34 protein-coding genes and 5 pseudogenes are annotated in these 24,990 nt (G+C 57.5%); 25 read left to right on the forward strand and 14 right to left on the reverse strand.

Annotated elements, in window-relative coordinates; all coding sequences use genetic code 11:
* Window positions 1-215 precede the first annotated feature (215 nt).
* The 3 genes from ACVWVY_RS01900 (at window position 216) to ACVWVY_RS01910 (ending at window position 2,293) form a co-directional block, all read left to right on the forward strand.
* The gene (locus tag ACVWVY_RS01900; RefSeq protein WP_456624797.1) at window positions 216-491 is read left to right on the forward strand and encodes a hypothetical protein; all 276 of its coding nucleotides are present in this window, start codon (window positions 216-218) and stop codon (window positions 489-491) included.
* A gap of 1,200 nt (window positions 492-1,691) precedes the next feature.
* The gene (locus ACVWVY_RS01905; RefSeq protein ID WP_456624798.1) at window positions 1,692-2,075 is read left to right on the forward strand and encodes a hypothetical protein; all 384 of its coding nucleotides are present in this window, start codon (window positions 1,692-1,694) and stop codon (window positions 2,073-2,075) included.
* Window positions 2,075-2,293, forward strand: a complete 219-nt coding sequence (locus ACVWVY_RS01910) for a hypothetical protein (RefSeq protein WP_456624799.1) — start codon at window positions 2,075-2,077, stop codon at window positions 2,291-2,293. Before ACVWVY_RS01905 ends, ACVWVY_RS01910 begins: the two co-directional genes overlap by 1 nt.
* Before the next feature lie 1,617 nt (window positions 2,294-3,910).
* Here ACVWVY_RS01910 and ACVWVY_RS01915 read toward each other — a convergent pair.
* Window positions 3,911-4,087, reverse strand: a complete 177-nt coding sequence (locus tag ACVWVY_RS01915; RefSeq protein WP_456624800.1) for a hypothetical protein — start codon at window positions 4,085-4,087, stop codon at window positions 3,911-3,913.
* Window positions 4,088-4,342: 255 nt separating this feature from the next.
* Window positions 4,343-4,498 carry a DUF6496 domain-containing protein gene (locus ACVWVY_RS01920; protein WP_456624801.1) on the reverse strand — a complete coding sequence of 52 codons (156 nt, stop codon included), beginning with the start codon at window positions 4,496-4,498 and terminating at the stop codon, window positions 4,343-4,345.
* Window positions 4,499-4,703: 205 nt separating this feature from the next.
* Here ACVWVY_RS01920 and ACVWVY_RS01925 point away from each other — a divergent pair.
* A pseudogene (locus tag ACVWVY_RS01925) lies at window positions 4,704-4,952 on the forward strand (SDR family oxidoreductase); the annotation flags it as partial.
* Window positions 4,953-4,986: 34 nt separating this feature from the next.
* Here the strand turns inward: ACVWVY_RS01925 and ACVWVY_RS01930 are convergent.
* On the reverse strand, window positions 4,987-5,592 hold the full coding sequence (locus ACVWVY_RS01930) for an NUDIX domain-containing protein (protein ID WP_456624802.1): 606 nt from the start codon (window positions 5,590-5,592) through the stop codon (window positions 4,987-4,989).
* Between the two features lie 116 nt (window positions 5,593-5,708).
* Between ACVWVY_RS01930 and ACVWVY_RS01935 the strand changes: the two genes are divergently transcribed.
* A complete protein-coding gene (locus ACVWVY_RS01935) occupies window positions 5,709-6,047 on the forward strand; it encodes a DUF3147 family protein (RefSeq protein ID WP_456624803.1) in 339 nt (112 codons plus the stop codon).
* A 3-nt stretch (window positions 6,048-6,050) separates the two neighbouring features.
* Window positions 6,051-6,464: a hypothetical protein gene (locus tag ACVWVY_RS01940; protein WP_456624804.1), complete on the forward strand. Its 414-nt coding sequence runs from the start codon at window positions 6,051-6,053 to the stop codon at window positions 6,462-6,464.
* A 37-nt stretch (window positions 6,465-6,501) separates the two neighbouring features.
* Here ACVWVY_RS01940 and ACVWVY_RS01945 read toward each other — a convergent pair whose 3' ends face one another.
* The gene (locus tag ACVWVY_RS01945; RefSeq protein WP_456624805.1) at window positions 6,502-6,708 is read right to left on the reverse strand and encodes a hypothetical protein; all 207 of its coding nucleotides are present in this window, start codon (window positions 6,706-6,708) and stop codon (window positions 6,502-6,504) included.
* A 364-nt stretch (window positions 6,709-7,072) separates the two neighbouring features.
* Window positions 7,073-7,357, reverse strand: a complete 285-nt coding sequence (locus tag ACVWVY_RS01950) for a hypothetical protein (protein ID WP_456624806.1) — start codon at window positions 7,355-7,357, stop codon at window positions 7,073-7,075.
* Between the two features lie 298 nt (window positions 7,358-7,655).
* Here ACVWVY_RS01950 and ACVWVY_RS01955 point away from each other — a divergent pair, with 298 nt between their 5' ends.
* The 3 genes from ACVWVY_RS01955 to ACVWVY_RS01965 all read left to right on the forward strand — a co-directional run bounded on the left by ACVWVY_RS01955 (window position 7,656) and on the right by ACVWVY_RS01965 (window position 8,640).
* Complete coding sequence (locus ACVWVY_RS01955) at window positions 7,656-7,811, forward strand: DUF2934 domain-containing protein (protein ID WP_456624807.1); 156 nt, start codon at window positions 7,656-7,658, stop codon at window positions 7,809-7,811.
* 75 nt (window positions 7,812-7,886) lie between these two features.
* Window positions 7,887-8,282 carry a hypothetical protein gene (locus tag ACVWVY_RS01960; RefSeq protein WP_456624808.1) on the forward strand — a complete coding sequence of 132 codons (396 nt, stop codon included), beginning with the start codon at window positions 7,887-7,889 and terminating at the stop codon, window positions 8,280-8,282.
* Complete coding sequence (locus ACVWVY_RS01965) at window positions 8,254-8,640, forward strand: VOC family protein (protein ID WP_456624809.1); 387 nt, start codon at window positions 8,254-8,256, stop codon at window positions 8,638-8,640. Before ACVWVY_RS01960 ends, ACVWVY_RS01965 begins: the two co-directional genes overlap by 29 nt.
* Window positions 8,641-8,807: 167 nt before the next feature.
* Here ACVWVY_RS01965 and nadE read toward each other — a convergent pair.
* Window positions 8,808-9,170 (reverse strand): annotated as a pseudogene (gene nadE, locus ACVWVY_RS01970) (NAD(+) synthase); the annotation flags it as partial.
* An 806-nt stretch (window positions 9,171-9,976) separates the two neighbouring features.
* Here nadE and ACVWVY_RS01975 point away from each other — a divergent pair.
* Together ACVWVY_RS01975 and ACVWVY_RS01980 are read left to right on the forward strand one after the other, a co-directional pair.
* Complete coding sequence (locus ACVWVY_RS01975; RefSeq protein WP_456624810.1) at window positions 9,977-10,102, forward strand: hypothetical protein; 126 nt, start codon at window positions 9,977-9,979, stop codon at window positions 10,100-10,102.
* Between the two features lie 278 nt (window positions 10,103-10,380).
* On the forward strand, window positions 10,381-10,608 hold the full coding sequence (locus ACVWVY_RS01980; RefSeq protein ID WP_456624811.1) for a hypothetical protein: 228 nt from the start codon (window positions 10,381-10,383) through the stop codon (window positions 10,606-10,608).
* 90 nt (window positions 10,609-10,698) lie between these two features.
* Here the strand turns inward: ACVWVY_RS01980 and ACVWVY_RS01985 are convergent, their stop codons facing one another.
* Window positions 10,699-11,025 carry a Crp/Fnr family transcriptional regulator gene (locus ACVWVY_RS01985; RefSeq protein ID WP_456624812.1) on the reverse strand — a complete coding sequence of 109 codons (327 nt, stop codon included), beginning with the start codon at window positions 11,023-11,025 and terminating at the stop codon, window positions 10,699-10,701.
* 253 nt (window positions 11,026-11,278) lie between these two features.
* Between ACVWVY_RS01985 and ACVWVY_RS01990 the strand changes: the two genes are divergently transcribed.
* A complete protein-coding gene (locus tag ACVWVY_RS01990) occupies window positions 11,279-11,473 on the forward strand; it encodes a hypothetical protein (RefSeq protein WP_456624813.1) in 195 nt (64 codons plus the stop codon).
* Window positions 11,474-11,589: 116 nt separating this feature from the next.
* On the opposite strand, the gene ACVWVY_RS01995 is transcribed toward ACVWVY_RS01990, so the two are convergent.
* Window positions 11,590-11,829 (reverse strand): hypothetical protein, encoded by a 240-nt coding sequence (locus tag ACVWVY_RS01995; protein WP_456624814.1) that lies wholly within the window; start codon window positions 11,827-11,829, stop codon window positions 11,590-11,592.
* 544 nt (window positions 11,830-12,373) lie between these two features.
* Between ACVWVY_RS01995 and ACVWVY_RS02000 the strand changes: the two genes are divergently transcribed.
* The 3 genes and pseudogenes from ACVWVY_RS02000 to ACVWVY_RS02010 form a co-directional block, all read left to right on the forward strand.
* Window positions 12,374-12,619 carry a hypothetical protein gene (locus tag ACVWVY_RS02000; RefSeq protein WP_456624815.1) on the forward strand — a complete coding sequence of 82 codons (246 nt, stop codon included), beginning with the start codon at window positions 12,374-12,376 and terminating at the stop codon, window positions 12,617-12,619.
* Between the two features lie 460 nt (window positions 12,620-13,079).
* Window positions 13,080-13,238 carry a hypothetical protein gene (locus ACVWVY_RS02005; RefSeq protein WP_456632478.1) on the forward strand — a complete coding sequence of 53 codons (159 nt, stop codon included), beginning with the start codon at window positions 13,080-13,082 and terminating at the stop codon, window positions 13,236-13,238.
* 2 nt (window positions 13,239-13,240) lie between these two features.
* Window positions 13,241-14,083: pseudogene (locus ACVWVY_RS02010) on the forward strand (SDR family oxidoreductase); the annotation flags it as partial.
* Between the two features lie 27 nt (window positions 14,084-14,110).
* Here ACVWVY_RS02010 and ACVWVY_RS02015 read toward each other — a convergent pair.
* Complete coding sequence (locus ACVWVY_RS02015) at window positions 14,111-14,326, reverse strand: hypothetical protein (RefSeq protein WP_456624816.1); 216 nt, start codon at window positions 14,324-14,326, stop codon at window positions 14,111-14,113.
* Window positions 14,327-14,404: 78 nt separating this feature from the next.
* Here ACVWVY_RS02015 and ACVWVY_RS02020 point away from each other — a divergent pair, with 78 nt between their 5' ends.
* The 3 genes from ACVWVY_RS02020 to ACVWVY_RS02030 all read left to right on the forward strand — a co-directional run bounded on the left by ACVWVY_RS02020 (window position 14,405) and on the right by ACVWVY_RS02030 (window position 16,027).
* Complete coding sequence (locus ACVWVY_RS02020; protein ID WP_456624817.1) at window positions 14,405-14,782, forward strand: phosphatase PAP2 family protein; 378 nt, start codon at window positions 14,405-14,407, stop codon at window positions 14,780-14,782.
* Between the two features lie 473 nt (window positions 14,783-15,255).
* Window positions 15,256-15,624, forward strand: coding sequence for a response regulator (locus tag ACVWVY_RS02025; RefSeq protein ID WP_456624818.1), 369 nt, complete (start codon window positions 15,256-15,258; stop codon window positions 15,622-15,624).
* Window positions 15,625-15,751: 127 nt separating this feature from the next.
* Entirely contained in the window at window positions 15,752-16,027 is a 276-nt protein-coding gene (locus ACVWVY_RS02030; protein ID WP_456632479.1) for a hypothetical protein, read from the forward strand.
* Window positions 16,028-16,177: 150 nt separating this feature from the next.
* Here the strand turns inward: ACVWVY_RS02030 and ACVWVY_RS02035 are convergent, their stop codons facing one another.
* The 4 genes and pseudogenes from ACVWVY_RS02035 to ACVWVY_RS02050 form a co-directional block, all read right to left on the reverse strand.
* Complete coding sequence (locus ACVWVY_RS02035) at window positions 16,178-16,609, reverse strand: hypothetical protein (RefSeq protein ID WP_456632480.1); 432 nt, start codon at window positions 16,607-16,609, stop codon at window positions 16,178-16,180.
* Between the two features lie 25 nt (window positions 16,610-16,634).
* Window positions 16,635-16,751: pseudogene (locus tag ACVWVY_RS02040) on the reverse strand (hypothetical protein); the annotation flags it as partial.
* A 1,071-nt stretch (window positions 16,752-17,822) separates the two neighbouring features.
* On the reverse strand, window positions 17,823-18,158 hold the full coding sequence (locus ACVWVY_RS02045; protein WP_456624819.1) for a DUF1236 domain-containing protein: 336 nt from the start codon (window positions 18,156-18,158) through the stop codon (window positions 17,823-17,825).
* Window positions 18,159-18,347: 189 nt separating this feature from the next.
* Complete coding sequence (locus ACVWVY_RS02050; protein WP_456624820.1) at window positions 18,348-18,551, reverse strand: hypothetical protein; 204 nt, start codon at window positions 18,549-18,551, stop codon at window positions 18,348-18,350.
* Window positions 18,552-18,843: 292 nt separating this feature from the next.
* On the opposite strand from ACVWVY_RS02050, the gene ACVWVY_RS02055 reads away from it, so the two are divergent.
* The 5 genes from ACVWVY_RS02055 to ACVWVY_RS02075 all read left to right on the forward strand — a co-directional run bounded on the left by ACVWVY_RS02055 (window position 18,844) and on the right by ACVWVY_RS02075 (window position 21,555).
* Entirely contained in the window at window positions 18,844-19,200 is a 357-nt protein-coding gene (locus ACVWVY_RS02055) for a hypothetical protein (protein ID WP_456624821.1), read from the forward strand.
* A gap of 52 nt (window positions 19,201-19,252) precedes the next feature.
* Window positions 19,253-19,723 (forward strand): glycosyltransferase, encoded by a 471-nt coding sequence (locus ACVWVY_RS02060; protein WP_456624822.1) that lies wholly within the window; start codon window positions 19,253-19,255, stop codon window positions 19,721-19,723.
* Window positions 19,720-19,956 carry a hypothetical protein gene (locus tag ACVWVY_RS02065; protein WP_456624823.1) on the forward strand — a complete coding sequence of 79 codons (237 nt, stop codon included), beginning with the start codon at window positions 19,720-19,722 and terminating at the stop codon, window positions 19,954-19,956. Before ACVWVY_RS02060 ends, ACVWVY_RS02065 begins: the two co-directional genes overlap by 4 nt.
* A 47-nt stretch (window positions 19,957-20,003) precedes the next feature.
* Window positions 20,004-21,107, forward strand: coding sequence for a glycosyltransferase family 4 protein (locus ACVWVY_RS02070; protein WP_456624824.1), 1,104 nt, complete (start codon window positions 20,004-20,006; stop codon window positions 21,105-21,107).
* A gap of 169 nt (window positions 21,108-21,276) precedes the next feature.
* The gene (locus ACVWVY_RS02075; protein WP_456624825.1) at window positions 21,277-21,555 is read left to right on the forward strand and encodes a hypothetical protein; all 279 of its coding nucleotides are present in this window, start codon (window positions 21,277-21,279) and stop codon (window positions 21,553-21,555) included.
* Between the two features lie 1,181 nt (window positions 21,556-22,736).
* Here ACVWVY_RS02075 and ACVWVY_RS02080 read toward each other — a convergent pair.
* A pseudogene (locus ACVWVY_RS02080) lies at window positions 22,737-23,231 on the reverse strand (DUF2231 domain-containing protein).
* A gap of 250 nt (window positions 23,232-23,481) precedes the next feature.
* Between ACVWVY_RS02080 and ACVWVY_RS02085 the strand changes: the two are divergent.
* Both ACVWVY_RS02085 and ACVWVY_RS02090 read left to right on the forward strand, forming a co-directional pair.
* A complete protein-coding gene (locus tag ACVWVY_RS02085; protein WP_456624826.1) occupies window positions 23,482-23,973 on the forward strand; it encodes a (2Fe-2S)-binding protein in 492 nt (163 codons plus the stop codon).
* Window positions 23,970-24,986: an FAD binding domain-containing protein gene (locus ACVWVY_RS02090; protein ID WP_456624827.1), complete on the forward strand. Its 1,017-nt coding sequence runs from the start codon at window positions 23,970-23,972 to the stop codon at window positions 24,984-24,986. Before ACVWVY_RS02085 ends, ACVWVY_RS02090 begins: the two co-directional genes overlap by 4 nt.
* Window positions 24,987-24,990: the final 4 nt, after the last annotated feature.

Below are 24,990 nucleotides of genomic sequence, written 5' to 3' on the forward strand. Positions count from 1 at the left end.
TTCCTCTCCGGCTGATGAGGCGGCCTAACTCCTAATTTGTTTTGTCGATTATCGTGACATTCGCTCTGAGGCCTAGCTTGTGCAGCCTCAAGAGGTGGAAGCCCAACTGGCGCAGATCGTTTCGGTATGGCCCTGGCGGAAGCTTTCGAGCACGGCGAAGGGTATTGGCGGCCTGCTCCCGTATAGGAGATGGCGCCAAGCTGGATGGCGGTTTCATGGATTTGCCCTCAGCGAATGACGAGGCAAATAAATTAGAAGTTAACGCCGCCGTCTGTTCGCTGCCCGACAGAAAAACAAATTTAGGACTCTTATTTTTTGTGCGGGATAGTCGCGATCTTATGTCCGCCATTCCACAGCTCTACGTCGTGTCCGTCGACGATCTCCTTCGCGCGCTCTTTGGCGGCCTCATCATCTCGGCAAACGAAATCGACGCGGTGAAGGATATTGCCGGCCGAACTAACCAGGTACGCGCGGTACTCTTGCATAACTAGGTCCCAAACCTGGAAACGCATTTTGCCCCAGAATTTGCTGATCGTCTGTCAGGTACCCGACTCACCGGTTCCAATACCAGCCAGACCAAGGTGCCCTTAGTGCGCGACCAAGATCAACGTTGCGCCGATCAGTCCTAAGAAACTGACGGCCGCCGTTCCAACGCATACCTTTTCAAACGGTGCCATTGCTGACCCTCTGCGTCGCGCTACTGCATAAATTGACAACGAAAAGTCTACGGTCCGGTTGCGTCAGCTACCTGACACAAGGGCAAATTATGACAATCCAACCTTGGACATTGGAACGAATGGGTCTCAGCAAGAGTCTAGCTGTGGCTCTCAGCTGTCCAGCCCCCAAGCCCCAGCTGAGTGTTGGCGGCCCCGGTGAAGCGGAGAAATGCCGGGGCCGTTTCCAACCAGTGCCCGCCAGAGTGAAGGGGGCGGGCACGAAAAAGCCGCCGCTGGGCTGAAACAGCGACGGCTCTACCCTTACTCTCGCGGAAACCTTATTGAGGGGCCATCCGCGATTGAGCGGACTGTAGCAGCCAGTTAAGGAAGAATTGGCCCGGCCCACGAAGTTTCCGGACGACTTATCCCGGGCCAAAGAAACGGCCCCGATGATCTAACCAGGGCCGTTTACCTGCGGAAGCCGCACGAGGGGACGGGCTAATGCCGCCACAGGCGTAGAGCCGATCCCTGTATGCCTAAATCGTTCCTACCAACAAAAAGGCGGCCCCACGTCGTGAAGGCTGAGGCCGTGAAGTTTGCTACCACTCAGTGCCCATACCCTGGCTTGAGCGTCGATGCTGGGCCGTTGCCGCACCGGCTATCGATCAGCACAGCAGTGTTCCAGAATTAACTCCCCACGGGGGCGTCAAGCTTAATTCCGGCAATCGATTGCACGTCACGCTTTTGCCACTAGGATTCGCAGTTGCCGGCCATACTGCCCAGGTCCGGCATGCGCTGCGAAGTCGTCGCGCCGAGCCCCCACGTTCGATGGCTCGGCGGCTTCGTGCAGAGTGCGTTTGAGATGGACAAACAGAAACACGACTTAATTTATCGGATCGCCACGGCCGGGTTGGTCGTCGCGTTCTTTGTCCTTACGCTCTTTTTGCGCCGTTAACGAAGCCGTTCGCCACACAAGTGGCTCCCCGATCAATGCCTGCGACGCTGCGATAGCGATCGACGATTTTCGGAAGGCGAATGCGGACACCGTCAGAAAACAACGGCAATAAGGAAAATGATCACGCAGGCGAACGCCCAACCGCGGGCGATGACCCGGGCTCGTCGACCGCCGTCCGCAAAATCTTCAAGGTGCTTTGCAACCCGCAATTAGCTGTCGCTCTTCTCAACGCTCAGCTCAAAATTCGAGCTAAAGCAAGATTGCCATGGTCTGTACGCCTCTACGGTCGAATTTATTTCAGGGCTGGTGGAGATGTGGAATTTGGAGATGGTGTTACTTTGGTAGGCACCGTTGTACCGATCGAAATCGTGTCCCATGGAGTAAACGTCTACAACGAGCAGAACGAGAAGATTAGCGACCTCAATGACGTGATCATTGTCTCCACCGGCAAGGTCGAGGGCTAGTGATCGATGTCGGCGGCTTCTTGGGCGCAAGAGAGCGCAATGTCATGATGCCGCTGAACAAGATCAACTTCTCGAACGAGTCTGACAAGACAACGACAGGCTCGACAGGTTCGGGGGCGAGGCAATGGTATCCTGACCGGGCAGTGGTCAGTGCTACCAAGGATCAACTCAAAGCAATGCCCGAAATTCAAGTACTAAAGCTAGTATTCCGGCTCTAAAGCAAAGGCCCCTTAACCGGGGCCTTTTTTCATGCACAAAGCGGGGAGAGATTTGCACGAGTGCCTCGGCCCACTCGTTATTACCGGAGACATGCTGGGTGGCGCCAAGCGAGGCGGCCGCACATCTAACATTCATTCTTGGACTGCTTGCTTATTACAATCTTGACCGTACCCCGACGCACTTCAGTCCGGGGTGAAGAACGAAGTAAAATTCGTTGTCGTACGATGCCTTCCTCGGCATCTGCAGCAAGATAACTGTCTTGCAGATCATCGTTGAGAAAAACGCGTATATCGTAGCCGGACTCTATGAGGGCCCGGTAATAGCGATACCCGGGGTCGGACAATTCGGACGAGATGCGACCAACGAAGTGTTGTGTCACAAAGCGCCGCCGTTCAAAAGCGTCTCTAGTCATCGTTCACCGCTTCAACCGTTGCACGCTTAGCAAACAACAATTAAACCTGAACTTTGGTTCCTCCTGCCCATCTGCAATGCAACGCACATCGGGATGGCTTAAGACGTCTTCTTTATCGAACCTGCAGGAAATGCCAGTCAGCACCACGATCTTCCCGCCACCGCCGGTGGGCCTTCATCGGTGAGCCTTCATCTTTTCTCTCGCCCCAACGCGTCACTCACCTCGACATCGAGGAACCGGCTATATTTGACTTGGTTGTTCTAGCAAGTCCTGCGGAATGCGAATGGACGCAATCCCAAAGGATGGAAACCAAGGAGAGGACCATGCAAATGAAACGAATGCTTCTCGCTGCGAGCACTGCAATGGTTTTAAGCGCCGCCGCGGCCCAGGCCGGCCCGTGCAATACCAGTGGTACGTCCGCGAACCGTGACGCCGGTTCAGGTCCCACAGTCGGGGCTACCGGCCGGACTACCGGTAGCGCACAATCCGCCAATCAGCATCCACCGACAGATACAATGAACCGCGCAACAGGCGGCGCCGCCACGTCGTCGCAAGATTCGCAGGCGCAGATGCAGGGACAGCCCACAGCCGGGCAGCAAGCCCAAGGCGTCCAACCCTCAGCGAAGACAGCTGATAACGACTGCTAACCTTCGCCTTTCAAGAACGTCAGGCAAGAGGCCGCTATGCGAGGCGGCCTTTGCTTTTGTCGAATGCCCTTTGCGGTTCGCAACGGCAGGCAAAATCGTCCAGACCGCCTGCGCACGATAAAGCAGGCGGGATAACGGCGACAGAGGCGCTCGATGGCATGTGTAAGTTTGTTATCGTCCACCCCGCGCGAAGCTGCTTTTCGTTCCTAGGGACGCTCTCGTCCCAGCCGGGATGAGCCGCAAACCCTAGTTCACCAGTCTTAAAGAAGGCGATTCTCCTGACGTCGCGCTATCGACATTTTCAGAACCAAACGGTAATCAAAACTGTTCTTCCATGAGCAAACGGGCTTGGTTTCCGAAGCCCCCGGCGCATCGCGCGCTCTATGACGCCGTCTCAGGCCGTCGATCATGTCTGGTTATGATGGTAGCGATCGCGGACAATCTGATCGGCGATCTTACTCTTAGACTTGTTCCGGTAATGATAGGTCAATGTCCCGTAGATCAGCGCTGTAAGAAGTATTAGCGCTCCGATGAAGTAAACGATTTCCATGGCGCCCTCACGTCTTGAGGTTTCTCAAGAAGGTCAGTCCTTGCACGGCTGCCTTGTGGTCGTCCGTGCCAGGCCGCTTTGACAGGAATTCCAGCAACATCTCGCGTGTCTGCTCCGCCTCCTTTTCGGAAAGCGGCTTCATCATTCCAAAGGTTTTCATTACCCGATCAATGACTTTTTGCATCGCACTCTCCGAAGGTGCCCACCGCATCGCAACGAATGCAGCGGGGCAAGTTGGGAAGCCTCGGGAGACTTCGGCCATTTAACTTCGGAATAGTGAAACGGTTCCATAGCCGGAATCTGACTTATCGCTGTGCTGCAGGCACATCATGAATTTTCCGCCGGAGTCACTGCGGCGCGCCCGTTATATCCCGGTACGCAATGTCCGCCCTGAATTTCGACTGAACCCAATGTCGCCTTGTACTTTCTAATCGGCTGGTCAGCTTGGGAACTGACTTTTCTTCGAACGCTTCTTCGGCACCTTGGCCCCTTTCTTTCGGGCTTCGGACAGCCCGATCGCAATCGCCTGCTTCCTGCTCTTTACCTTCTTCCCGGATCGGCCGCTCTTCAGCGTGCCGGATTTGCGCTTCTTCATGGCGCGGCCGACCTTTTTGCCGCTCCCTTCGAAGATCTGCGCTTCTTGGCTTTCTTAGCCATCTAGCTGGTCCTCGCCGTTCAACAGTTAGCGCGGGACGCGCAGCAGTTCCGGCATCCCGCGGGCTTCGTCTTCAGGCCGGCTGCCAACGGGGGCCGCACGATCTAGTGTTTTCCGACCGTCTTTCCAGCCGCCAGGTCCTGTGGGTTTGGCGCAGATGCTGGCCGAGAAGGGCATTCGCGCTAATGCTGTCGCCCCGGGGCCGGTCTGGACGCCACTCATCCCTTCGACCCTGTCCGAGCACGCCGTGGAGAATTTCGGCAAACAAGTTCCGATGAAACGCCCGGCCCAGCCTGCCGAATTGGCTAGTGCCTGTGTGATGCTGGCCGATCCGCTTTCCAGCTACGTGTCCGGCGCGACCATCGCGGTCACTGGAGGAAAGCCATTCCTGTAACGACGGCCATTCGCGGGCCGGGTTGGTGTTCGATTTAGCCCGAAGCATCAACCGATAGGCGATTGCTCAAATACTGAATGAGAACGACTGTTTTTGCGTCGACGATTTCGCCGGTTGCAATCATCACAGCGGCCTCTTGCAAACGGGTCTCTACCACCTCGATATCCTCCCCCTCCTCCTTGAGTCCACCGCCTTCAGACACCTTGTCTGCCGGCGAATAGGCGCAGGTGAAGAAGACGATCTTTTCCATAATCGCGGCTGGGCTAACATAGAGCTCGAACAGCCTTTGCACTTTCGTGATCTTATACCCGAGCTCCTCCTGCATCTCTTTCGCAATGCGTCGTTCTGCGTTTTCACCATCGAGTTTTCCGGCGCACGCCTCCACGGTTCGCTCGCTGCCGTCCTGCAGGAATACCGGTATTCGTAATTGCCGCGTGAGCAGTACGGTCTGGCGGTCGGCATCGTAGGGAAGAACGACGGCTGAGTTGCCGTTGTCGTAAATCTCGCGCTTGCGCCGCTGCGGGTCGCCGTCGCGCCTGCGTTGCTCGTAGCTCACGCTGATTAGTCTGCCTTTGTTGTGGGAAATGGTCTCGACGTCACGGACCTGCACGGTCTGGCCATCCATCTTCATAGGCTTCATGGCGAACTCCTTTGGTCGGCACCGGTGCGCGGCCATGCCCCAAGAACACCGCGGACGACGGCCGGTTCCGATCGATTTTGGAACCAAACGACTGCGGGACGCTTCATTGAATTGTCATGGAATACGTAGTGCGATTCATAGCCGGTGGCATCGTGGTGCTGGCAGTTGCGAGCCTTGCCGACGTGCTTCGTCCCAAGAGTTTTTCCGGTCTTTTCGGTGCAGCTCCAACCGTGGCGCTAGCGACACTCACTCTCGCATTCGGCGAACACGGCGCCGACTGTGTCGCCATAGAGGCTCGACCGATGGCGGTAGGCGCTCCGGCGTTCGCATTTTTCAGCTTCTTCGTATGCCAGTTCATCATGCGCCTGAACTTCAGTGCATTTGCAGCCTCGACCGCGAGACTGTTGGTTTGCTGCCGCGCTCGGCCTCGAACAAGTTTTGATAAGATGACGTAGGAAATGATCCACCTCAAGTTCTCTGCGCTGAAGGAAGCCGCTGGTACGAATATCTCGTTCGCTTTGTGCTCGGGGGGCTGGCGACTTGTCTGGCAGGTCTCGTCGCGGATTTCGGCGGCCCGTCTCAGCGGTCTTTTTCTGGGGTTTCCTGCAATTTTTCTCGCGAGCGCGACCCTCATCGAGGCGCATGAGCGGCGGCGAAAGCGGGAGACAGGTTTGCGTGGCAATCGCCGAGGGCGGCAGGCGGCGGCTCTCGACGCCGCTGGAGCAACATTCGGTAGCGCCGGCCTCTTTGCATTCGCCATTGTGGTATGGCTGTCAGCGACGGCATTACCGTTTTGGATCGTTATGCTTCTGGCGCTATCGGCGTGGTTCGCGATCGCAACGACAGCTTGGCGGATTGGGTATTTCGTTTGACCGAAGGTGCCTTATTGCTGGCGTCAGTACGGTGAGCCTACCCCGGATTTGCGGCCCCTGTGGCGGTACTGTTTCCAGGAGCCATTATCCGCACCTCATGGCCCTGTCGAAGCGCGAGCGAAGCCGCGGCGACCGCCGCCTCAAATGCGGATTCCTTGGTTTGGTAAATGTTCTCAGCCTTTCCGTCATGGCTGACGCGCCACTCTCCTGCGCCACCAACGATCTCATAAGACGCCAATCCCATTGAGGCACTCCCGTTCAATGCGTGTTGGTTTCCTGCCATCTGTCCGGATCTGATTTCTTGGTCCCGGGCCGCTGCTCCTTTTCCGGATTGCCTTTCCAAGGCTTGTCCGTCTGCGAGTGCGACCCCTGATCAGTTTGCTGCCTGGGATCGTCGAGTGGCGTTTCTTTACTCATGGGCTCTCTCCACCATAGAAACTTAAACGACGTCAATAAAGTTCCAACGACGGTTTTATTCGAGTGCCGCTGACCGACACCACCTGCCCAAGGCGTGGCCTTTGAGTATGAGATCCTCGAACAAAAGGACGCATCAAGGGCAGAGCCGCCACGGAGGCGACTCCGGGACGGCTGGTCTTGGTGGTCCTACCCTACTTCGGCGCGTCGTTGGATTTCGAGGGGTCGCCCTGTGGGCCTTGCTTTGTCGTCGGGGATGCACTCGGCGAGCCGTTGGGGTCGTTCTTCGCTGGACTGGTGCGGCTCATACCCGTCGTCGCCTTGTTGTCCTTCACGGCGCCGCCTATCGTTCCCTGACCAACGTTCTGAGAACCCATCGCGTTGCCGTTGCGATCGGTGCTCCCCTGTGCGGAAGCAATCGCCGTGCTGCCAACAATCACGGCTGCAGCAACGCTGATTGTTCTGAGATTGATTTGCATAGTTGGCTCCCTTACTTTCATGTTGTTGAAGATCCATCAACGGGCCAAATGTCCAGCCGTTCCTCTGCAGTGAGGAAGCCGTTCGACTGGGCCAGGACCGGGAGCGGTGACCGAAGCTCTGGAATGACACGTTGGTAGGAACCCGCGGCGGTGGAGTGAGTTTGCTTCCTGCGCCCGTCGCGCTTGCTTTTTCGTCGGTCGGACTCGGTCAGAGAGGCGCGGGTGGCTGATGTCGAAGCTCACATGAATGGTGGTTGACCTCTCCCCGGCCTCCAACTGCCGAAAATCGCAGGACAGCATGGCCACACCCAAGGAGATGGATGTTATCCGGCGGGCTTACGAGCTCTGGCAGCAGGCTGGCGAGCCCTCCAATAAAGACGAAGAATTCTACCACCAAGCCAAGAAAGAGTTGCAAGAGGATTTGAACAAAGAAAACCAATCCCACCCGGAATAAGCACTACATTCATTTGAGCTGGAACTAATCGGCCGGACTCGTCTTGAATTCGCGTTCTGTTGCGCGGAGTTCACTATGCGTAAACCCAATTGGACGCCGTCGATCGTGCCGGATGAGAACGATCGGACCATCTATTTGGTAGCGGATGATTTAAGCAAGCCCGGCCGCGCCTGGCGCGAAACCGATTACGAAGCCACCAACCTCGAAACGGTCGTTCAAGATCTTCTGGCCGGGCAATACCGCAAGCCAAGCCGCGTCGTCGCTTTCAATACCGCCGAACGCTGGTCTGAAGACGTATCCGTCCACATCGCCCATGAGCTTCGGCAGCGCTGCGATTTGCAAATGCGCGATATCCCCTTCTATCTTCAAGATTTCACGGACCGTTATGAGGGCCGGTATCACGATATTCAACTCCCCACTGCCCATGCGCCTGGTGTGACACATGATCCATCACGTTTCTGTCGGCACTAATGATATCAAGCGGGCGCGAGCTTTCTACGAGCCGCTGATGTCTCACATCGGCTTTCGACTCTTGAAAGCGTCAGACAAGGCTGTCCACTTTGGATCATCCGATATCATGTTCGGCCTGGAAACGCCGATCAATGGCTTGCCCGCCACTCCCGGCAATGGCGTCCATATCGCGTTTCAAGTCCCCGACCGGCAAACAGTGAGACGATTCTACGACACCGCCGTCGCGAATGGTGCGGCCGACGAGGGCGCGCCGGGTATTCGTGAAAACTACAACGCCAACTATTATTGCGCCTTCGTCCGAGATCCTGATGGAAATAAAATTGAGGCCGTTACCTTCACGGCGAGGGAAGCTTTCTAACGACGATAGCCCGGATCGATCGACTGAGCTGCGGTTCCTTGGAGGCATGCAGCCCGATACGCAATATGCACCAGGCCGCACTCGGTTTCGGGTCAAGCTAAGTATCAATTCGGACGCTCACTCGGCTCTTGAACTCGAGCACATGCAGGCTGCTTCGGAAACGTAGTTTAACTCGGAACGTTGCGCTCGAGATCTTCCAACCACGCGGCAGCGTTGCCATCGGACGGAGCCCGCCAATCACCCCTGGGGGATAATGACCCTCCCGCTGAGACCTTCGGGCCGTTCGGCATCGCGGAACGTTTGAACTGACTAAAAGCAAAGAATCGTCGCAGAAACACTTCCAACCACTTTCGGATATCGGCCAGTTCGTAATGTTGCCGCTGATCGGCCGGCAGACCGGACGGCCATTCGCCCGTCGAATTTGCTTTCCAAGCGTGCATCGCCAGGAATGCGATCTTGGATGGGCGAAATCCGAACCGCAGGGTGTAATACATATTGAAATCTTGCAGCGCGTAGGGACCGATCGCGGCTTAGGATCGCGTGTCGGTGGATGCAGGGTGCGACGGTGACGGCCGCGAAGGAGACCTTCCAATTCTCTCTGTTCGGTATCTTTGGACTATCGTAGACGTCTCGGACAAATCATGTCGCCCCAAACGGGTAGCTCGTCTCAGCAAGTTTGCGAAGTGTTCCTGTTGGTCCGCCCTTTGGTCCTCGAACCTCTGCGAACGGACCTCGGCGTTCCAATACCATCCATTTTAAAAGGCGCTTCGAAGGGGGCTTTTCTAGAGACCTCAAAACCTCGAGCGATTTACTGATCCATGGCCGCTCATTCATGGTCACTCATCGAGCGATCCTCGAAAGGACCAGAGGACATGTCAGTCCCATGAACGTTGCGCTCGTGCATAGGAGCTCAGACAACGGCTCGAATGGCAGCATCCCGAGTTTGCCGATCTGTTACTAGAGCCACGTTTCGGATCACATTGCTATCGGCTGGTGCGAACCCGCTTTCCCCTAGCCGCAGCAAACAGCACTATTCGACCACTTCATCGGCGTGGACTACACGGTGAGACCAAGCGGTTGGCAACCCTCGAATTTGGTCGCTGCTCTATGGTAGGTCGGCAGGCTTAGTGCCGTGAGAATCTGATCGACCGTGGCCGCCTATACGGCGGAATTCGAGTCCCAACCCCTCACCCACCTAGGCGTCTGCCTATGGGAACGGCTTTTTACGTGATGAGTTATCTCCAAGTAGCACGGAGGAACCTATGAAAAGGCTAATCGCAGTCACGGCGTTCAGAACTCGGGGCCCGCCCCGCAGACCGGAATGGAGAGGCCCGGAATGACGAACGGTGCCAAACCGGATGGTTCGATGGACACCAGCGGCATGAGCAGTACCAAAGGCAATATCAAGAGAGACAAAGACGGCGCGCCGAGGCCCGTAAAACAGGACGAGATGAAAAAGTAAGGACGCAGCCTGGCTTACGAGGTCGCGCACGATGCCCATGAACGGACGTAGCGGAGAGTAGTTACCCACACAGTCACCAAGCCGCTCAATCAGCAAACTGGATTGGATCGAGCCTTTCGGTACCGGTCGCCGACGAAGCTGGCGGACAAGTGCCTCCTGTCGGATATCATGTAGAGGAAATCAAAACTCTGCGGGGGACTACCTGATCGAGAAGCTACCGGTATTGAATTGTCGCCCTTGCCATCAACGCGGCACAAGATCACGCGGAAGCAGCCTTATTGCTCTGGCTCGAACCGATCTATAAAGCGCTCACCTTGCCAAAGCTCAACGGCGTGGCCATCCACGGCGATTTTCGCGAGCCTCCGCGCTTCCTGCTCATCAGAGCAGCGGATATCGACCCGATTGAAAATATGGCCGTCAGCCCCGATCACATAGGCCCGGTATTCTTCCATCGAAACGCTCAAAATCTGATCTTGATTACCATCCAGCTGGCAAAACTAAAGTGACGCTAAAAAGCTGTCTACCTAAAAATGAGGAGGCTTGCCGAGTTCTCGAGATCGAAAAGACCAATGATGTCACAACCGGTTTCCGTTATGTCAAGTATCCGACATTTCCGTTCCCAGCAGCCTGGCGTAATGGCGCTTGACCGTTTCGTAGCACTCACAGGCGCCGTCGTGCAGCGCTTCCGCGTCGACGATCTGGATTTTCCCACGGGCGTACTTGATTAGACCAGCAGCCTGCAGGCCGTGTTCCTCGACTGTCACAGTGGTCCGCCGAACCCCCAGCATTTCCGCGAGATATTCTTGCGTGAAATTCAACGTATCGGTGCCCGCCAAGTCTCTCGCTCGCAACAGCCAACGGCATAGACCGTGCCTGAATATGGTGTGCCGCAAAACATGCCGCAGACTGTTGCGCCTGAGCATATACGGTTTGCTCGTGACGAATGAGTAGCGACAGCAGTGTAGGACTTTGCAGTGCAGCCGACTTCAATCCATCGATGCTGCAAACGACGATATCGCCGGCCAGTTGGACAATTCCGCGGCTGAGAGAAATACGTCCGTCAAGCGCCGCCGAAGCCCCAACGACGCCGTCCGAGCCGACCATCGCCGCTTCGACCATTTCCCCTGTCTCAAGCGTCACGACCAAAGACACCACGCCACCCGTCGGAAAGTAGACGTGCTGGATTACCCGTTCGGCTTCGAACAACACCGTGTGCTGCTTGAAAGAGGTGATCTTGAGATACGGCTCAAGTCGCTTGAAGTCGTCCTGGCTGAGCTGGTTGAGCAAAAGGTTTTTCATAGCGCGCTCCTGAGGGACAGGCGGGAGCGCAAAGAACTCTCAGCTATCGGTGCCTTGATGGATACCCGATAATCTCAACATCGTAGGTCATCCACCTGACAAAGCGTAGATTATTTCGCCATCGCGCCGCACAAAAACAGGCGAAACACCGCTATGAACCGCGCTCCTGACGGCTTGGCAAGATGACCTCACTCCTTCTGATCGGCAACTAGGTGTTTCAATGCCTTGGGCGGCTGTATGCCGGGAGAGCTAAGCCATTTGTTGATGCCTGATGCCGTCTCGGCTTGCCGGGCGCGCCGCAGAAGCAGTTCGCGCGCCGTGCTACCGGGAGGTTGCTGATCAGCGGCCTCTCTAAACTTAACCGCTTCTTCCATTAATCGCTCTTCAAAGGTCGCCGTATGTTTTACGCGTCTGCGCTTTGGAGTCATGGGTTCTCTCAAGTCTGCGCCCCATGACGGATCTAAAAGCCGTTTCTCTCCCCTGTCTGTTCGGTACCTGACAAACCAGTGGTGTCCGCCCGCTACGACGGCAAAATGCTGTCTATAAAATGGACCTCATTCCGCGGGCGATCGATGGGAGGGATGCATAGCGTCCCTTATCCGCTCCATGTCGCCGACCAACTGCTTGATGCGATCCGTTGTAAGGGGATCAAGTGCCATAGCGGTAAACCGACTATAGCGAGCAATTTTCTCGTCTAATTCTTTGCATTTCTCACACATGGCTCACCGCGCAATTCCAGGCGGGAGCATGCAACACTCTCTGTCACCGGTTACAGCCGAGGTCTTCGCGGTCATCGTGAGAAGTTACCACGCTAAGTCGGGTTCCTGACATTAAATTTCGCTACGCCCCGGGGAACCCCGATCGAGTTGCGCCCATAGGGTCCGGGCCGAATTTTTCTTCAACCACGGTCGGGAACCGGACAGACAAACGATACGTTTAAGCGCCGTATTTTTGGGGGCGAGGAAAAGTCAGATGATTACGGATACCTTCGATCGCAAAACCATAGCCAAAATGGAAGTCGCCCTTGAGCGTGCGTGCTTAGTTCTTCCTGCAGGTAGTGAGAAACACCGTGCCCGTCGGATCATCGCCAGCAAAATAATTGAATGTGCCTATCGTGGTGACGTTACCGTGAGCAAACTAACTGAGGCTGGATACGCCGCAGCGATGCAATTGACCGCTTCTGCTCAGTCCGACGGGAAGAGAGCGGCCGCCAACTAGCTCGCGCAGCCAACAAAGTCCGATGTTAGCTTTGGGTCGATTGGGTTGAAAAAGTCCCTTCTTATTGATGACTGAAGGCTTTCAGAACCGCTGGCTCATCTCTCGTTGGGAGCTACGGCCGAGGTGCGAATGCCGTAGCAGCTTGCAAAAGGCAGACGCCAACGAGCGTCATGACCATCAAATTGCAACGGTCGCTGGCGGCGATCCGCAGCAAGGCGCAGCGCGAAGGTATTTCACTCAGGCTCACCAACCGCTCGCCTTACAATCGTCGGACGGCAACGCGGTGCTGACAGCGCAAAGCAGCGGCTTGAACTATGGCTAACGCTGGTGCGCTAGCCGCGTACTTGCAAGCGGATTTCGTTTTTGAACCGTTGAAAGACATCCAAAACGTACGGGTCGCACCTTAAAAATTGGATCGATTGAGAGCGCGATACGTTGATCGCGCCGACAAGGAGCCAACATGCGCGATCTTATGAACCTTTTCTCCCGCCGCGAAGTTGTTGGAAGCCTGGGCGCCGGCTTGATGACGGTGGCCGCGGCACCTGTGTTCGCGCAAACCGCCCTTCCCGCCACCCCTCAAACCACGGCACACCCCATGCAAGATCCCATTTCCAAGTGATGCCCCCGTTCAAGCGTCAGTCGCAGCCATGGCCCGGTCTTGCCAGCAAAATGGAACCAAAGCCGGATCATGGCGAGGCCAGCTACAAGGGCAGCGGCCGCCTGAGCGGTCGCAAAGCGTTGATCACCGGCGGCGAGGACGTGCGGCGGCGATTGCCTATGCTCGTGAGGGTGCCGATGTCGCGATAAACTATTATCCGGACGAAGAGCCCGATGCGCAGGAAGTGCTCAAGCTGATCAAGGATGAAGGTCGCAATGGCGTGCTGATCCCCGGCGATCTACGCGATGAGGCCTTCTGCCAGAAGCTTGTCGCGGATGCAGTGAAAGCCTTGGGCGGTCTGGATGTGCTGATCTGCAACGCCGCACGACAGCAGGCCCATGATTCCATCATGGACATCACGAGTGAAGCGTTCGATGCCACGATGAAAACGAACATCTACGCACCGTTCTGGATGATCAAGGATCAAGGCTGCAATGCCACACCTGACACCTGGCTCGGCAATCATCGCGACGACCTCCGAGCAGGCTTACGATCCGTCGCCGGATCTGTATGACTACGCGCAGACCAAGGCGGCGACCGTGAACTACGTGAAATCCCTCGCCAAGCAACTCGGGCCCAAGGGCATCCGCGTGAACGGCGTGGCGCCCGGTCCGATCTGGACACCGCTTCAAGCCTCCGGCGGAGCGAGTATGGAAAAACTGGAAAAGTTTGGCAGCCAGACGGTTTTCAAGCGGCCAGGCCAGCCGGCCGAGCTCGCCTCGATCTATGTACAGCTGGCCGCAGCTGATGCGAGCTTCACGACCGGCGCCGTTTACGGCGCGTCCGGCGGCGCCGGTCAGCCCTAAACCGCTACAGATGCATCGAGAGGCATCCTAGGCGGACGGGCCAATGCTTCTGACGACATGACAGTGAATGGCGTGCGGGCGTAACGCCGGATCGACCGCTTTCATGACTTCCTGTAGTTGCTTGGTTTTGCGATTGTCAAACCTACCCGAACCGATATCGCGGTCGCCCGTGCCATCGCGCGAAACACCAATGCGCCCGCCGAGGAGATTTCCCAGATCGTCACTTGGGGTGCCGATGAGCATGTGCTCTGCGGCCTGGCCGCGGGCTGGTGGATTTGGTGCCGCAATCGACCGGCCGAGCAACGGCGAACAAGCGATCACGTGCTGCTCATTACGCTTGCGGCGACCTTCCTGCCGCACATCCTCAAAACAACGTTTGATCAGGAACGGCCCGATCGCCTCACCGTGCGGGGCAATTTGCACGGCGTGCCACTGTCCGGCAAAGCGCGCGACGCGTTTCCCTCGGGTCATGCCATCCATATCGGCGCGCTGACATCCGCCGCTACCGAGTTGCCGCCCGCGCAGCGCAACGCAATCTGGGCTGCCGGCGCCGGGCTGGTGCTAACCCGCATCGTCCTGCTTGCCCACTGGACGAGCGATGTCTTGGCTGGCCTCGTGATCGGCGCGGTGCTTGAGCGTAGCTTGCGCTTTGTCACCGGCTACGGCCGTTCCAGACGCACAGGGGTAAGCCGACCATGAGCGCTCTACTCTACCGCTTGCGCGACCGATTGGCATGAACTTTTGAGCGCATGGGTCGTTTACGTTTTAGCGCAGGAGGCCAAGCGATGGACTATGTGATCCGGTTCGACGATGAGGTTAGGCAGAACCTCAGGGACGCGGCGAAGGAATACCGTCAAAAGGTAAATCGCCGCTCGTCTTCTGAGCGAGGTATCGGGAGGCCCGGCAGCAGTAACCGCTTCCATCTTGCCGCCCCTGAGGGAAAATTGCTGTCGGCCCCCAAGCTCTCAGGGTCGCCTTCACCGAAGGCGCCGCTATTATCGCCAGGTTGTAGAACTCTAGCAACGGTTGGGCAGACTCTGAGTTTTCTCGCCCTGAAGTCCGCTGGGCCAACCTGCAAAATTTCGAGACTCGAACCGATCTCAGCGTCGGGAACGGCAGCGCAGGTTCGGCCGTTCAGATTTCTATCAGATCTCGGAAGTTGAGACATTACCGTGCGCATACTCGTTGTCGAGGACGACCAGCTTATCCGCGAATTTACAGTTGAAGCGCTGAGAGAGGAAGATTACGACGTGATCCAGGCGAGCAGCGGGGAAGAGGCGGTGGCATGGTGTATGCGGCAGACCGCCGACGTGCTGGTCACCGACATAAAGCTGCCTGGAGAGGTCGACGGATGGCAGATCGCTGAACGCTGTCGCGAGCATAATCCGGGACTGTTCGTGATCTACGCGACCGGATTTTCGCCGGTAGTTGCCCGTCCAGTGCCAGGCAGTCTGTCCTTGCACAAACCCTATCATCCGGAAGAACTCTTACGGGCGATAAGGCAGGTGACGGCGAGCCGATCTCCGTCGGATTCAAAGTAAGCGTCCGCGTTCGTTCATACCGTCGCGGTTAGGTTAAATTGCGAGCCGATGGCGATCCCGGAGCGATCTGTTGCATGGCCTAATATTCCTTGCGATGTGCTAAGCCTGAATTCGTGGACATCGCCTAGTGTTCCCGACACGTCTTGACACTGGCGTTTTTGGCTGTTGCGGCGATAACGGCCGCAAGCGAGCGCGGCGCACCCTCATCACGCGGTTGCTTCTCGTCGGCTTCGAACTGATTTCCCAACCGGCAACGATGATCTCGGCCGAAGGTACCCGTCGGGCGAACTTTCGGACCGTAAACGACAGCCTCGCCTCCGACACTTCCTCCAGAAAGCAGACGCAGATCGTGTCCGCGTTGCCGGCATCAATTTCGGTGTCGGCGCCGGAAACGCGGCGTTGAATCCTTCGCGCTTGAGCACATCCGCGACAATTAGCGCCGCGCAATCGTCGAGCCGACCCAGGCCCGGTAGGCAGAATACCGGCTTGCCCAGCTTACGGGCGTCAATGTTGACAATTTTCGCCTTCTTGGCGGAAGCTTCACCAATCGCCTTCACCTCAACGGTCTCGTGCGAAGCGATATCCTCGATGATCTCCGAAACTGTGTCGTGGATATTTTCGAGCCGAGCGTCGTCAACCGGCCTTGCGCGGCGTCGGCCTCGGCCAGTCTCAAGGCACCAAGCAGAATTTCCTCGTAATAAGCCAGGGCGGTCCCGTCCTTCAGGAACGACCGGGCCTGTTCGATCGCGTCGAGCAGATCGCCCGTCAGCATGCGTTGATATGCGGTTTGCTGAGGTGTCAGTGCCGGCTGGTCTCCCAGCATCACATCGATGAACTGAAGACGTTCGACGTGCCTTGCAAACAAGCAAAGCGTGAGGGGAGTTGAGAGTAACAGACCCAAAGGTCCCCACAGCCAGGTCCAGAATGAAGCGGCGACGACCACCGCGACCGGCAGTTCGCCCACAAACCAACGGCTCGACGACATGCCCGGTCAACGGTTCCACTACCGCAAACAAGATCACCGTCCACAACGTCATTGTCCAATCAGTTCCGACCGCCGCAGCCAAAGCGATAGGCAAACCAGCGGCCAGGATTGCGCCGATGTAAGGCACAAATCGAAGAACCATCGCCAGCAATCCCCAAAGAGGCGCGCTCGGGACCAAGACCTATGACTACGCCGAAGGTCGCATTCAAGACGAGTTGGGTCGAGAACAACCTTCCGAGCCGCTGCGCTGCATCATCGAGGGCGGCCGTGGTCCGCTCTAAATCCTCGCTGCCAAGCAATCGGATGAAACGATCGCGTATGTCCTCTCTTTGAAAGAGAAAAAAGATCTGAAAAATCACTACGATTCCCGAGGTGGTGAAGGGACCGGCGAGCGGTCGCAACGTGGCGATCAATGCCTCAGACGCGCCCGGATCTGGCTGATGGACTTCGACCAGTAGGGGCGCTTTTGCCGGGCCGTCCGGCAATGAGGCCCGGCCGTCTGAGCGTCATCCCGTCCGGGCGATTTCAATTCCCTGTCCAGGTCCTTTAACAGGCTGGATGCGTTCTTGGCACGCCAACGCTACCTAGCCTATCCCGTAGATTATGGATCTTTTCGCCCAACGTAGACTGATAGCGTGGCAGGTCGGTCGCGAGCCGGTTGACCTCGATCATGACCATCGCCGCAAGACCGAGCGCGATAGCCATCGCCAGGCTTACTGCTCCCAGTACCGGAAGCGCCCCTGCACGCAGTCACCGTCGCCTTCTTGGTCGGTGTTCTGCTCACTCTGGTTCTGCCGTGACGGCTGCTGTGCCTGCTGCTTGCTATCTCCTCCTGAGTTGCTCGCTTGCTCTATGATCGAAGAGATGAAGTGCGCCCGACAGACCGTCGCGCTTCGGGATGCGAGAGTGCGCTCGGAAAAAAACCGAGTGGCACTGCGATCGTTCCATCGGTGACGCGATTGCTTCTGCCTTTAGATCGATGCAGGACGCCCCGACGCATCCGTGCAGCGCGCACTGACAAGCGCCAACAGTTCCAGTGTTACGCAGTCACCAACCGCATTCGCTTTAGCGGTGCAGGCTTCGGCCCGACAGGGCCACCGTTCGCAAGGCAAACGCCGGTCGAACAACACGGCGGTAGCTATAGCTGCAATAGCCGGTTGAATAGCTGATTCAGCTGAACGGCTGCCTGCTCACGCAGGCAGCCGACATGGCCTCAGTCGATTTCCTGCACTACCGCACGGCTGCTGGGATCCACCAGCAGAACGCGATCGTTGGAATAGACATAGCGATACTTCGTGAGCGACGGTCCCCAGTCGGACGGCACCGCCGCTAGCTCGACATCGCTCGGCACCGTCGCGCCGACTGCAATGCGCTCTTTGACCGTGACCGGACGCACCTTGTGCTCGGTCACATAGGTTTTGATCCTGGTACGGGCCTCCGGCTCGATTTGAACAGTGGCCCGCGAGGCGCCGGTGGTAACCGTGGTTTGCGCCATCGCGCCGGTTGACAGCACAGCGACGGCCGCAGCCGCCAAAATCAATTTCTTCATCGATTTTCTCCAGCCGCTGAATGAGACAATCCGAAAACTACGCCCATTGCCACTTGTTCCCGACTGGAACGTGGATGTTCCTGGCGTGTTATATCCCCTCGTTATCCAGGAATGTAGGAGACAAAATGCCCGTAATCATCCTGTGGGCCGTGCCGGCGATCATCGCGGTGGGCGGCGGCATTTATCTGATCAGTCATATGCACTGAGAAAGCAGCCGGCCTTGCGGCCGGGTTTGTTTTGCGGACGAAACCCGTACGCGGCACGTTGCGCAATGATCGCCAAGAGAGCGATCGACGCATTAAAGGCGAACAGCTCGGACGATAGTAGTTGCTGGTAAAGCACCGGACCGGCTTTCCGATAGTGCGCATGACTCCGCACCGGATGAACAGACATTCATCCAGTCAATCCCCTACCGGAAGCCAGCCGTAGGCAACTTCCGAGCGCGTTCGGACTTATTGCCAATGGGAAGAAGTGGAACGCCGGGAGGTGTTGATCAACTGCGCTTTGCCTTGCCAATTTTCAGGCTTTGCAAACCCGGCGACGCCGTGAACTGAATGGTGACTTTCGATGCACATGCTGAATTCCACCGTACAGCGATCAACCCTCGGCCTTCATTCGCTCGAACAGTATGAGCCGTTACTCGGCGCGGCGTCGGTCGAGCGGATCGCCGCATCGGGTACGCACGATGCGTGTCGCCCACGTCAGTTCGACGTTCTGCGGCGGTGGCGTCACCGAGTTGCTGACGCCGCTAACCCTGATGATGAATGCAACGGGCATCGAAACCGATTGGAACTTGATTCAGGGAACACCCAGCTACTTCGGCTGCATCAAAAAACTTCACAATATGTTGCAAGGCCAGAGCCTGGACTTTTCGGAAGCTGAAAAGACGATCTACGAACAAGTCGTGTTCGAAAATGCCACGCGGCTTCATCTGGACGATTGCGACGCGATCATCGTGCATGATCCTCAGCCTCTGCCGTTGATCAGCCATTTCCCCGATCGCGAAATGCCTTGGCTCTGGCAATGTCACGTCGATCTTTAGTCGCCCTACGCGCCGGTATGGACCTATCTGCGCCAATTCGTCGATCAATATAATGCAGCTATCTTCGCTGCCCGAATACGGCCAGGATATTCCGGTCGATCAACGGTTCGTTACCCCAGCGATCGATCCGCTTTACGCGAAGAACCGCGAGATGTCCGATGGGGAGATAAGGGAATTCCTGAGGAATTACAAAATTCCGACACATCGTCCATTGGTGACGCAGATTTCGCGGTTCGATCGATGGAAGGACCCGATGGGCGTCATTGAGGCCTTTCGAAAGGCGAGAGATCAGGTCGACTGTACGCTTGTGCTTGTCGGCAACAATGCCACCGACGATCCGGAGGGTGGGAAAATTCTCGAGACGATCAAGAGCGTTGCTGATGAAAGCATCATCGTTCTTGCGGTCGATGATCCAACCCTGGTGAACGTACTGCAGCGATCTGCGGCGGTCGTCCTGCAGAAGTCGACCCGCGAAGGTTTTGGTCTCACCGTGACCGAAGCAATGTGGAAAGCGCGGCTGTGATCGGCGGCGACGTTGGCGGCATCCGTCATCAGATCAAGAACGAATGGAACGGATTTCTTGTGAGTACGCCAGATCAAGCGGCCGCGAGAATGGTCCAGCTTTTGAAGGATCCGGGGCTCCGCGAGCAAGTCGGCTCCAGGGCGAAAGAAAGCGTGCGGCAGAACTTTCTGATGAGCCGACTGTTAGAGGATTGGCTCGATCTGCTGTGCAGATATGAGCGACCGGTGGTCTGACTGGTTTTTGAATCGAGAGCACCTGATAGCTCAATGGTGGAACGCCGATGCGAATTGCCCAAGTAGCGCCTTTAGCCGAAAGTGTTCCACCGAAGCTTTACGGCGGCACCGAGCGGGTGGTGGCTTGTCTGATCGATGAGCTGGTAAACCTGGGGCATGAGGTGACGCTATTCGCCAGCGGCGACTCCAAAACCTCCGCCCGGCTCCATGCAGTCTGGCCTAGGGCTCTTCGTCTCGGCCGTCCACGGACGGACCCGATGGTTGCCACCGCGGCGCTGTTGGAAGCCGTTGCCCGGCATGCGAGCGAATTCGATGTCATTCATACGCATATCGACTGGTTGCACTTGCCGCTCCTGACCCGACTCGGCGCACCTTTTTTAACAACCTGCCATGGACGCATGGACTTGCCGGGCTTTTCAGATGTAGTCCGCCGTTTTCCCGATGCGCCGTTTGTTTCGATATCGGATAACCAGCGCCGCCCGCTGAAAGAGGCAAACTGGCTGGGCACGGTTTACCACGGCTTGCCGGGAGACCTTTTCCGCCCTTCCTTCGAGCCCGGCTCCTACCTCGCCTTCCTGGGCCGGTTGACGGCCGAGAAGGGACCGGAAGCCGCGATCCGGATCGCGCGCGCAGTCAAAATGCCACTTCGTATCGCAGCCAAGGTGCCGCGCGGAGAACGGAACTATTTCAAGGAAAAGCTCGAGCCGCAGATCGACGGAGCACAAGTCCAGCTCATCGGAGAGGTAAATGATCAAACGAAACGGCAATTCCTGGCGAGCGCGGCCGCATTACTGTTTCCTATCGATTGGCCAGAGCCGTTCGGTCTCGTCATGATCGAGGCCATGGCCTGCGGCACGCCCGTGATCGCCTTCAGATCTGGCTCAGTGCCAGAGGTCATCGACGACGGCATCACAGGCTTTGTCGTGCCAGGCGAAGCAGAGGCCATACAGGCGATTGGACGGCTTTCCGAGTTCGACCGACATCAAGTGCGCAGACAGTTCGAGAAGAGATTTACCGCAAGGCGAATGGCGCAAGAGTATCTTCGCCATTACGAAGCGTTGAGCGAACTGAACGCAGGCGAAGCTCATGCCGCCGGCCAGAGGCCCGCTTTATCCAAGAATTCGGCGCCCGATCGCCTTCCGGCCAAGTGATTCCAAAGATTTCCCGATGGGCTCGCCATTCATCGCCGCCCTCGCGATCCGCTGTGGTTGCGATCGGATCAGGTCCTGGCTTTGAATTACACTTATCGCGAAGGACGCAAGAGCGTTCTCGGAACTTTTCCAGTTTATCCCGTATTTCCCTTACTGCCATTACAGGAAATTGAATCTTGGTGCGGGGAAGAATGCGAAGACGATTATGGAGAGCTGTTTAGTCAGGCGCGATCAATTCGATATTTCCCCGCAGGGGATTATTCATACGCCCACCGATGCGGCCTTTACGCCGTATCCCGGCGATCCACGTTCGGGGATCTTGCGCATGGGTCAATTTGGCAACAAGCATCCAAATGGGAGCGGCTTTAACTTTGATGATGTGGAGCGATTAATGAGGGAGCTTTGGGCCGAGTACGTTGCTTCCAACCCGCAATTGTTCGAGACCTGACGACCCATAAACGAATTTGCCACAAATGCACGTCGAGGCCCAGCGAGCCAAGTTCGTGCCGCCTACGACGCCTTCGATGTATGGCGGGCTTCATTAGAGGCTCGGCGGCGCTTTCGCCACTGAGGACGACGGCGGTCGGCTCCCGTGGCGGCCAAAAGACCGGGCTGTGCCGTCGGCGAATCCGGCGCAGCAACTTGCGCCCTCGGACCGGCTTTGGATCGCGCCTCCATTCGTGCCAGCACGGACCGCCCCTTCTCGGTAATCTGCCAGCCACCGTCGCGCCGTTCGACCACACCTTTTTCCGAAGATTTCGAGCTCGGGCATGCATGCCGCCAGCATGGTGGTGCGCTCCGACCACGGTGACAAGGATGACCACGTCGCGCTCGAGGTCCGACAGGCTTGCAAAGCCGTCGGGATGACACTTTCAGGACAGTCACCTGGAAGTTCACTGTCAGCCTACGCGGGTACGCGGGCGGCCCATCAGCCCATCCGGTGCAGATTGCGGCTTGTCACGTCTCTTTGCAAGCGTCTTGTCGTGCGTAGGCACGGCTACAGATCCGCTCGTGTAGGCTGGCGTACATAGGAACCCCACGCGAATTTGCGAGGCCTGAGGGGACTCAAAAGTGAAAAAGCAAGTTGTTCACGAGCCGATTACCGTGGGCTCACGAGGCCGAAGCCAAGACGGCAAACAGCTTTGCCGCCTCCCAGGTCCTACCAAGTTTGCAACCGCGATGGGACTTGAAAACCGCGAGTCCGCGGTTGCAATCTCCAAGTTAAAATCCGTTTGACGGATTTGTCTGTCCGCCAAGCAACTCCTAATTTCAGGCGAAGCCACTAAATTTTTGGAACGTGCGACGGCCGTCGATGTCCTAGACCTCGCGGCAAGCACTTACCTGCCGCATTCCCCTGAGCGGCCTCAGCGCATTCCCCGACGCTGGGGCCGTTTCATTGGAGCTTCGAAATTGCGATCTCGCTACGAGGCATCGGGCGGAAGATCTTGGGTTTGCGGCTATTCGCAACGGATCGCCGCTTTATCCGCCGTCAAGCCAGCAATCCCATCCGGCGTTTACTCGTCGGTGCGTGGATCGCGATGCGCCTGTAATGCGCAATCTAGATCGATTTCATTGCACAGCAGACTCACTGATGCCTCAATAGGCCTTATGTCCGGACACAGACGCCGATTAGGCTGCCCTGCGAAGACGCTGCGTTGATTGTCCGGCGACCTGGCTGTGATCCTCGGCGATGCCAACGCGATGCCGGTACACCATCTCCCAGCCTTTCCAGCCTGTGAACAGGAGCCCGGCCACCGCGATCGCCGACAGGATGAGTCCCGTCGGAACGATCGCTGGCGTTCCTTCGCTGTATCGGGTGTACCAATTGTAGAGTTCGAGCAGGACGATCAGAACGTTACCTCAGGCATGAAGCCAGGCGTCATTCAGCGCCCGGATACGCTGATCGCCGAGAACGTCGACGAGACCGGCGACAGCCGCGAGGGCCGCCATCACCGGGCCAGCGCCCAACAGCCAGGTCGCGGATGTTGCGACCGTCGCATTGCCGTTGCGCCAGAACACGACGTCGCACACCAGCGTCGCCACGAAGAAGGCGACGGGAAAAGGGATCAGCATGGGGTGGATGGGGTGGCCAGCAATGCTGGCGGTGCTGCGCGGGTTGGTCATGAAAGCCTCCGTCCGAGTGCCGAAATTAACGTCCGCAGCGCGATCGGGGTTCCTTCCGAGCTCGGCTCTGGTAGGTGAGTCCGTGCGATTGGTCGGCCGGCCGAAGCTGTCCATTTACCTGGTCCAAAGGGAAAACTTCCCTGCATTGGAACCACGCGAGCAGTCGCCCGTTAGGCGCTAATTGCCGGCGGAAAGGGCGGACTTCGCGTCAAGGTCTTCCCCGTTCGGCCTCAATCGCAGGGGTGACGACGTGGCTGATGCCGCAAATCAAATTCCCGACCCCATTCCGATCACGCTCGTCGTCAATGGCGTCGGATGCACGCTCGACCTCGTGCCCTGGACCACACTCCTGGACGCGCTGCGCGACCATCTCGCGCTGACCGGCACCAAGAAAGGCTGCGATCACGGTCAGTGCGGAGCCTGCACCGTGTTGGTCGACGGTCGGCGGGTCAATTCCTGCCTGACGCTTGCTGTCATGAAGGACGGCTCGGAGGTCGTGACCGTCGAAGGACTTGCCAGGGATGGTGCGCTGCATCCTCTGCAACAGGCCTTCATCGACCATGACGCCTTCCAGTGCGGCTATTGCACGCCGGGACAGATTTGTTCGGCAGCCGGTTTGCTTGCCGAAGGTTGCGCCAGGGACGCCGACGAGATCCGGGAATTGATGAGCGGAAATCTCTGCCGATGCGGTGCCTATCCTAACATTGTCGCCGCCATCCAGCAGGCCATGGGGCAGCCATGATGAACTTCCGGTATTCCCGTGCCACGGACGTCGCCGACGCGATCCTCCTGCTCACCGCCCATCCTGGTGCCAAGTTCATTGCCGGCGGTACCAACCTGCTCGACTTGATGAAGGAGAATGTCGAACAGCCCTCCTGGTTGATCGATATTTCCCGTCTCCCCCTTCATACCGTCGAGGAGACCGCCGACGGAGGACTGCGCGTTGGCGCCTTGGTGCTGAACTCTGACCTCGCCTACCATCCGCTAATCGAAAAGCGCTATCCCCTGCTTGCAAGCGCGATCCTGGCAGGCGCCTCGGCACAACTGCGCAACATGGCTTCCGTTGGCGGCAATCTGATGCAGCGAACGCGTTGCGCCTATTTTTATGACACGGCAACGCCCTGCAATAAGCGAACTCCCGGCAGCGGCTGCTCGGCGATCGACGGCCTGAACCGCAACCATGCGGTCCTCGGCACGAGCGCCTCATGCATCGCGACCAATCCCTCCGATATGAGCGTGGCGCTGGCCGCGCTTGGCGCATTCGTCCACATCGCAGGCCCTTCCAGCGAGCGCACGGTGGCGCTGACCGATTTCCATCGGCTTCCCGGCGACACGCCTCATATCGATACCAATCTGAGTGCCGGCGAAATCATAACGGGACTCGTACTGCCGCCCCGCGGCTTCGCTCACAACTACAGCTATCTGAAAATCCGTGACCGGTTATCATATGCCTTCGCTCTGGTTTCCGTTGCTGCTGCGCTTGAACTGGACGGAAACAGAATCAGCGAGGCGCGTGTGGCAGTTGGTGGCGTGGCCCACAAGCCCTGGCGCAGCTTTGAAGCCGAAGAAGCGTTGCGTGGGCAAACCGCAACGGCGGATCATTTCTCCCGCGCTGCGAAACTTCTACGGCGTGGAGCAAGGGCCTATTCGCATAACGGCTTCAAGGTCGAACTCGCACAGCATGCCATCGTTCGGACGCTTACGCAGGCCGCAAATGCCACGCCTCAATCGCAAGCTCACAAGAAGATCGCGTGAGAGG

It is taken from the genome of Bradyrhizobium sp. URHC0002, assembly GCF_054059515.1.

Excerpts from the sequence above, each read along its gene's own strand:
- ACVWVY_RS01900 (WP_456624797.1), top strand. The coding sequence starts at position 216 with ATGGATTTGCCCTCAGCGAATGACGAGGCAAATAAATTAGAAGTTAAC.
- ACVWVY_RS01905 (WP_456624798.1), top strand. The coding sequence starts at position 1,692 with ATGCGGACACCGTCAGAAAACAACGGCAATAAGGAAAATGATCACGCA.
- ACVWVY_RS01915 (WP_456624800.1), bottom strand. The coding sequence starts at position 4,087 with ATGCAAAAAGTCATTGATCGGGTAATGAAAACCTTTGGAATGATGAAG.
- ACVWVY_RS01920 (WP_456624801.1), bottom strand. The coding sequence starts at position 4,498 with ATGAAGAAGCGCAAATCCGGCACGCTGAAGAGCGGCCGATCCGGGAAG.
- ACVWVY_RS01930 (WP_456624802.1), bottom strand. The coding sequence starts at position 5,592 with ATGAAGCCTATGAAGATGGATGGCCAGACCGTGCAGGTCCGTGACGTC.
- ACVWVY_RS01935 (WP_456624803.1), top strand. The coding sequence starts at position 5,709 with ATGGAATACGTAGTGCGATTCATAGCCGGTGGCATCGTGGTGCTGGCA.
- ACVWVY_RS01940 (WP_456624804.1), top strand. The coding sequence starts at position 6,051 with ATGATCCACCTCAAGTTCTCTGCGCTGAAGGAAGCCGCTGGTACGAAT.
- ACVWVY_RS01945 (WP_456624805.1), bottom strand. The coding sequence starts at position 6,708 with ATGGGATTGGCGTCTTATGAGATCGTTGGTGGCGCAGGAGAGTGGCGC.
- ACVWVY_RS01950 (WP_456624806.1), bottom strand. The coding sequence starts at position 7,357 with ATGCAAATCAATCTCAGAACAATCAGCGTTGCTGCAGCCGTGATTGTT.
- ACVWVY_RS01955 (WP_456624807.1), top strand. The coding sequence starts at position 7,656 with ATGGCCACACCCAAGGAGATGGATGTTATCCGGCGGGCTTACGAGCTC.
- ACVWVY_RS01960 (WP_456624808.1), top strand. The coding sequence starts at position 7,887 with ATGCGTAAACCCAATTGGACGCCGTCGATCGTGCCGGATGAGAACGAT.
- ACVWVY_RS01965 (WP_456624809.1), top strand. The coding sequence starts at position 8,254 with ATGATCCATCACGTTTCTGTCGGCACTAATGATATCAAGCGGGCGCGA.
- ACVWVY_RS01975 (WP_456624810.1), top strand. The coding sequence starts at position 9,977 with ATGACGAACGGTGCCAAACCGGATGGTTCGATGGACACCAGCGGCATG.
- ACVWVY_RS01985 (WP_456624812.1), bottom strand. The coding sequence starts at position 11,025 with ATGCTCAGGCGCAACAGTCTGCGGCATGTTTTGCGGCACACCATATTC.
- ACVWVY_RS01995 (WP_456624814.1), bottom strand. The coding sequence starts at position 11,829 with ATGACTCCAAAGCGCAGACGCGTAAAACATACGGCGACCTTTGAAGAG.
- ACVWVY_RS02000 (WP_456624815.1), top strand. The coding sequence starts at position 12,374 with ATGATTACGGATACCTTCGATCGCAAAACCATAGCCAAAATGGAAGTC.
- ACVWVY_RS02005 (WP_456632478.1), top strand. The coding sequence starts at position 13,080 with ATGCGCGATCTTATGAACCTTTTCTCCCGCCGCGAAGTTGTTGGAAGC.
- ACVWVY_RS02015 (WP_456624816.1), bottom strand. The coding sequence starts at position 14,326 with ATGCTCATCGGCACCCCAAGTGACGATCTGGGAAATCTCCTCGGCGGG.
- ACVWVY_RS02035 (WP_456632480.1), bottom strand. The coding sequence starts at position 16,609 with ATGTCGTCGAGCCGTTGGTTTGTGGGCGAACTGCCGGTCGCGGTGGTC.
- ACVWVY_RS02045 (WP_456624819.1), bottom strand. The coding sequence starts at position 18,158 with ATGAAGAAATTGATTTTGGCGGCTGCGGCCGTCGCTGTGCTGTCAACC.
- ACVWVY_RS02050 (WP_456624820.1), bottom strand. The coding sequence starts at position 18,551 with ATGTCTGTTCATCCGGTGCGGAGTCATGCGCACTATCGGAAAGCCGGT.
- ACVWVY_RS02055 (WP_456624821.1), top strand. The coding sequence starts at position 18,844 with ATGCGTGTCGCCCACGTCAGTTCGACGTTCTGCGGCGGTGGCGTCACC.
- ACVWVY_RS02060 (WP_456624822.1), top strand. The coding sequence starts at position 19,253 with ATGCAGCTATCTTCGCTGCCCGAATACGGCCAGGATATTCCGGTCGAT.
- ACVWVY_RS02070 (WP_456624824.1), top strand. The coding sequence starts at position 20,004 with ATGCGAATTGCCCAAGTAGCGCCTTTAGCCGAAAGTGTTCCACCGAAG.
- ACVWVY_RS02090 (WP_456624827.1), top strand. The coding sequence starts at position 23,970 with ATGATGAACTTCCGGTATTCCCGTGCCACGGACGTCGCCGACGCGATC.